At 24.9% G+C, this 5,871-nt stretch carries 5 protein-coding genes and 1 pseudogene; 3 read left to right on the forward strand and 3 right to left on the reverse strand.

The genetic code is table 11. The features are described from left to right. The coding region (locus Q0F58_RS16600) for a hypothetical protein (protein ID WP_294378981.1) at positions 1 to 267 on the reverse strand (267 nt) is incomplete at its 3' end. Positions 268 to 615: 348 nt separating this feature from the next. Between Q0F58_RS16600 and Q0F58_RS16605 the strand changes: the two genes are divergently transcribed. Beyond that, positions 616 to 1,506, forward strand: a complete 891-nt coding sequence (locus Q0F58_RS16605) for an Rpn family recombination-promoting nuclease/putative transposase (RefSeq protein ID WP_294378982.1) — start codon at positions 616 to 618, stop codon at positions 1,504 to 1,506. Positions 1,507 to 1,653: 147 nt separating this feature from the next. On the opposite strand, the gene Q0F58_RS16610 is transcribed toward Q0F58_RS16605, so the two are convergent. Beyond that, complete coding sequence (locus tag Q0F58_RS16610) at positions 1,654 to 3,081, reverse strand: undecaprenyl-phosphate glucose phosphotransferase (protein ID WP_294378983.1); 1,428 nt, start codon at positions 3,079 to 3,081, stop codon at positions 1,654 to 1,656. After that, positions 3,082 to 4,224, reverse strand: a complete 1,143-nt coding sequence (locus Q0F58_RS16615; RefSeq protein WP_294378984.1) for a glycosyltransferase — start codon at positions 4,222 to 4,224, stop codon at positions 3,082 to 3,084. Positions 4,225 to 4,498: 274 nt separating this feature from the next. Here Q0F58_RS16615 and Q0F58_RS16620 point away from each other — a divergent pair, with 274 nt between their 5' ends. Together Q0F58_RS16620 and Q0F58_RS16625 are read left to right on the forward strand one after the other, a co-directional pair. Continuing rightward, on the forward strand, positions 4,499 to 5,323 hold the full coding sequence (locus Q0F58_RS16620) for a WavE lipopolysaccharide synthesis family protein (RefSeq protein WP_294378985.1): 825 nt from the start codon (positions 4,499 to 4,501) through the stop codon (positions 5,321 to 5,323). Between the two features lie 9 nt (positions 5,324 to 5,332). Then, positions 5,333 to 5,871 (forward strand): annotated as a pseudogene (locus Q0F58_RS16625) (hypothetical protein); the annotation flags it as partial.

Genomic DNA, 5,871 nt, shown 5'->3' on the forward strand with positions numbered 1-5,871 from the left:
GTTTTGAGCTGTTGCCACCTCAACTCTATGCATATCTTTAGTCATTTCATCAATATTACATTTGATTGAATCAACTGCAATTTTTATATTCTTTTGATTTTCTTCCAATCTATCAACTTTATTATTTATAATTGTTATATCTGATTTTATACTGTTGACATCAGATTCTAGGTTGTTGATTTTTGATTTCATATCATTAATATCGATAGAATTTTTATCTAATTTTGCATTCATAACTTGAAGCAGTTCTAAAATTTTATTTTCCATAAAAAACCTCCATTTTTTTGAGATATTTTATATTTTATCTTTTGTAAAAATATTCTGTTGAAGATATTATAGCAGAAAGAAAATTAAAAGTACATTTTTTTATTTACAATTGATAATTTACAATGAAGGATGAAATCTTTGCAAGATTTCTTTAATATTATTTTATATATGTCAGGAGTTTTTATATCAGCATAAAAAGCAAAAAATATTCATCATATATATATAATTTAATACTAATAAGTGAGGATTTTTATTATGAATTTGATTTTGGAATTTATGATTATAATGTATAATATAAGTTGATAATATACTAAAGAAAAACTTAATTTATTTAAGATAGGAGAAATCATGAATAACAAGGTTAAGAAGGAGAAAGATATGTGCAGGATTAATCCCAAAGTAGATTTTGCATTTAAGAAATTGTTTGGAAGCGAAGAAAATAAGGATTTACTAATGTCTTTTATTAATTCTGTGCTGCCAGATGACGAACAGATTAATTATATTGAATTGAGAAATCCTTATAATTTAGCAAATTTCTTGAATGATAAAATGTCAATTTTAGATGTTAAGGCAAGTGATGAAAATGGAACATGGTATGATATAGAAATTCAAGTAGCCTCTCAAAGTTATTATGATAAAAGAGCTCTATATTATTGGGCTAAGGTTTATAGTAATCAGCTTCTTGAAAAAGGAAGATATGGAACTATAAATAAGGTTATAGGAATAAATGTGTTAGATTTTAACTATTTTCCAGAGAAAGACTATCATAATATGTATAAAATATATAATTCAAAAACTAAAACTGAATATTCAGATCTTTTTGAATTACACTTTATAGAACTTCAAAAATTCCATTCAAATCTGAGTGAATTAAAGACATCTTTAGATAGATGGGTTACATTTTTGAATAATGCTTACAAATATAGTACAGACGAAATTCCAAAAGAATTACAGGATGATAGAAATATAAAAAAGGCAATAGAAACTCTTGATACTATGTCTTTAAAAGGGCAGGAAAGAGAGATATATGAACAAAGACTAAAAGAGACAATTGATAGAGTTGAACAGATAGAGACTGCTTTAAATAAGGGAAGACGTGAAGGTCTAGAACAAGGAATAGAACAAGGTTCAGAAAAGAAAGCAATGGAAATTGCAAAAAATTTACTTGATATATTAGATAACGAGACTATTTCTCTTAAAACAGGATTATCTTTAGATGAGATAGAAAAATTGAGATAATATATTTCAATGGACAATTGACAATTAAGAATGAAATCTTTGCAATATTCTTTGATTATTATGTAATTTTATTAATTGGAGCATATATATTTTAATAGGGTTTGCTTAATATACCATAGTTTCTTTAAGCAAACCCTATATTATTTGTTATTTTGATTTAATTGTATCCTTTGAATCAACAATATCCTTATTTTTCAAAACAAGCTTTTCATTATTCTTAAATCCTTTAAAAGCCGTTTTGAACAATATAGAAATATCCATTAATATACTCCAGTTTTCAATATATTGTATATCAAATTCTATTCTTTTCTTTATTGAAGTATCCCCTCTAAAACCATTTATCTGAGCAAGACCTGTTATTCCTGGTTTGACCTGATGTTTTACCATATAAAGAGGAATTTCATTTTTAAATTCATTAACAAAGTGAGGAAGTTCTGGTCTTGGACCTACAAGACTCATATCTCCTTTGAGTACATTGAAAAACTGAGGGAGTTCATCAATGGAAAATTTTCTTATAAATGAACCAAATTTAGTTTTTCTTGGATCAGTGTTTGTGCTCCATCCTGTTGTTTCTTCAGAATTTACTTTCATTGACCTGAACTTATACATTGTAAACAGTTCTTTATTCAATCCAACGCGCTGCTGTTTAAAAATTATAGGTCCTTTTGAAGTGTATTTTATTATTAAAGCACTTAAAACCATGAGAGGGCTTGTCAATATTATCAGGAATATTGAACCAAATATATCTAAAGTTCTTTTCATAAAGGCATTAGCAAGGTTGTCCAGTGGTATTCTTCTTATATTTATAAGAGGAAGATTACCTATCTGATCTATATATGGCTGGCTTGGAATGTATTTATAACAGAATGGTATTATTGAAATCTTGGTTCCACTCTGCTCACAATCTGATACCACTTTCTCTATATATTCTGCATCCTGTATGTCTAAAGCGCAGACTACTTCATCGAATTTGTATTTATATAGTATATCCAATAATTCATCATAATTTCCTAATTTGTCACCTTCAAAATTTGAAGAGTTGGAAACATAGCCTACATAGTTGTAACCGTAGTTTCTGTTGTTTTTGATTACATTTAAGTATTCTGAAGCAGTTTCCCCTGAGCCTACAATCAAGATATGTTTTAAATTTAATCCTTTTTTTCTCATATCAGAGAGAACATATCTTAATAAACCTCTTTTAAATGTTATCAATATTGTATTTACAAAATAGAAAATTACAATTACTAATCTTGAAATATGCACAAATTTAAAAACAAATAATATTGACAGGGAAATTGTTATTAAAATTGTATTTGTTTTTATGATTCTTTCACATTCTTTTGAAAATAGTGATGTTCTTACTGAATCATATAAGTTAAAGAACATACATAGAATTATGTAAATTGGGATCATGAATAGTGCAAATTGTAAATATACATCAAGTCTTATGTAAAATTCATCATGATAAAACAGTTTGAAACGTATGAAATATGATATTATCATTGATAAAAAAAGAACAATTATATCACTAAATGCATTTATTTTATTTAATAGGTTTTGATTTTCTTTTATCATTTATATTTCAATCCTTTTACTAATTTCTTCAAACATTATATTAGTATTTTTTGAAAATACAGATTCTAATGAATATTTTTTAGATATAGAATTACTTGTGATTTCCATATCAGCTAAAAGCTCTCTATTATTATACAACTCTTTTACATAACCACAAAATTCTTCGATATTATTATATTTAAATAAAAAACCATTTTTTGAAGGTGTGACTAAATCTATATGTCCTTTAATTTTGGAAGCTATTATAGGAAGTCCAGTAGACATAGCTTCCATTATATTAAAAGGTAATCCTTCAATTCTGCTTGATGATACACAGATATCTGAAATATGATAATAAGTGCATACATTCTTTTGATAACCAGCAAATATAATATTTTTATCTATATTTAAGCTATGTGCAAATTCCTTTATATTATTAAATAAATTACCATCACCCAGCAGAATAAGTTTTATGTCAGTATATCCTTCATCATATAGATGTTTTATTGCTTCTATTAGGAATTTTTGATTTTTTCTTTTTGAAAATTCAGCAGTATAAATTAATAAAAAGTCATTTTTGGAAAAATTAAATTTTTCTCGTAATGCTAATTTATTTTCCAATGTATTTAATGGAAATTTTGAAGCGTTAATTCCCATACCATTAATGAAATATAAATTATTCTTATAAAAATTATATTTTTTTGCAATTTCGTAATCAGTAGAATTCATTACTAATATAATGTCAGTTACTGGTTTAACAAGTTTTTCAACAACTATCATAATGAACTTTTTTAAGAAATTACTGTTTTCATCAAATAAATATCCATGAACTGTATTGATTACCAGAGGAGATTTTTTAAATGAAATAATGATGCTTAAACGTGTGAAGAAAGAAGCCAATATTGTATGTGTATTTATAACTGAATATTTTTCCTTTCTTAAAATTTTTGAAATTCTAAAGATATTAATAATATTTTTTATAGAAAAAATACTTTTTTCAAAATCAATAGGTATAAGTTTATCTATATAAGGGATTTGTGATTTATTGTTTGGTTTACCCATAATATGAACTTCAAATCCTAATTGTTTAAAGTATTTTAAATATGGAATATGAAAGTTTTCTATATGAGATAAGGTTGAGGCAGAAAAAAGTATTTTTTTCATAAGAATAAAAAGCTCCTAACTTCATTAAATATTTATAAATTAATATTTTTTATTTTAAATGTATATAAAATATTTGTAAATATAATTTAGGCATTAAAGTTAATTTTTACATAAATAAAATAGAGTTATAATTAGATTGAGATGAGCATAAAAGAATAGAAATTTATTTATTCAATTAAAAATTATGGAAGTATAGACTTAGTAAAGGTATTATGGTATAATTAAGAGAATTTTGGCATAATGTTGAATTATAGGTTTTGGCTTTATTTATGATATGGGAGTTTCAGAGGATCCAGGGGCTTTGATAATAGATGATGTAAGTGGAACATTTAACAATATTAATAGACAAATAATAAGTACTAAATCAGGTTTAAAATATGCTACGAGGAAATATATTTTGAAGACGAGAACAGATATAGTATGGAATGATAGTGGAATTTTAAAGTACTTTGAATTATATGCCAAAGATAAATCAACACATTTTCATAATAGAATTTTAGTTTGTAATTATTATACAAGAAATCCTAGAGTTTTACCATTACCATTTCATATTTCAGATTGGCTAGCTTTTGGAATTAATGAGGATATTAATTTATATTACGATTGTAATACTGAGAGTTTAGAAGATATGAGATGGTTTAAAAATAGGAAAAAGAAACAACAAAGATTTTATACAAATTTATTAACAAAATATGTTCCTGAACAATATATATGTTTAAATTTTGCAACTAAGTTCTATAAAATTGACTTTAGTTGTTTTTATGATGCATCAAAAAGCAATATTAAACTTACAGAAGAAATATTAGCTAATGATTTTGTTGTACTTGATTATAAAGCACAGATAAATATAAATTTTCCTAAATATAATCCTAACAGGTATTTGGAAAAGTTTACTCTTATATCAAATAAGCAGTGGAATCAATTATATAGAGAATATTGTAAAAACGAAAATGGAATTGATTATTATTTTAAAATAATAATCAACAAACTATTTTATTTACTTCTTATATTAAGATTAAAAATTTTAGTAGTGTTACATAGGTTACGTTTAAAGGAAAAAGTAAAAAGATTGTTAGAAAGATATAATTTTAATAAGTAGGGTGATTTAGTGGAAAAAGTAAATGGTGATTATCAGAAAGCATTGATAAAAAAAATAAATATAACCATATTATTATCTTATTTAATTTTATGCGTTTTATTTTACGTTTTAGCTGGTGAGCAATTGCATTTTAGAAAATCTAGAGGAAATGTTGAAAGGCCTGTGCCCAATTCAGCAACAATAGAGTTGATAAAAGGATGTTCGGTATCAGAAACTTTTATAAATGATATACAAATAGTCGAAAAGTTTACTGTGGATTTTGGAGATTACAAGAGAGTAAATAAAGGTAAATTTAATGTTACATTAAAAGATTTGAATACTGATTCTATAATATTAAGTCAAGATATAAATGGGGAAGAGATAAAAGAAGGAAATACTAATGAATTTTCTTTAGAACAGCCTTTACAAGGATTATATAATCATAAAATGTCAATAGAGATTAAAGCTATAGATGGTGATGTTGGTTCATCAATTACTCCTCTTATGAGAAATGAAAATATATATGAAAATACTCAATTATTTTTTAATAATGAACCAGTGGATGGAAT

The organism is uncultured Clostridium sp. (genome assembly GCF_934754915.1).
In the GTDB taxonomy this organism is placed as follows: Bacteria; Bacillota; Clostridia; order Clostridiales; family Clostridiaceae; genus Clostridium.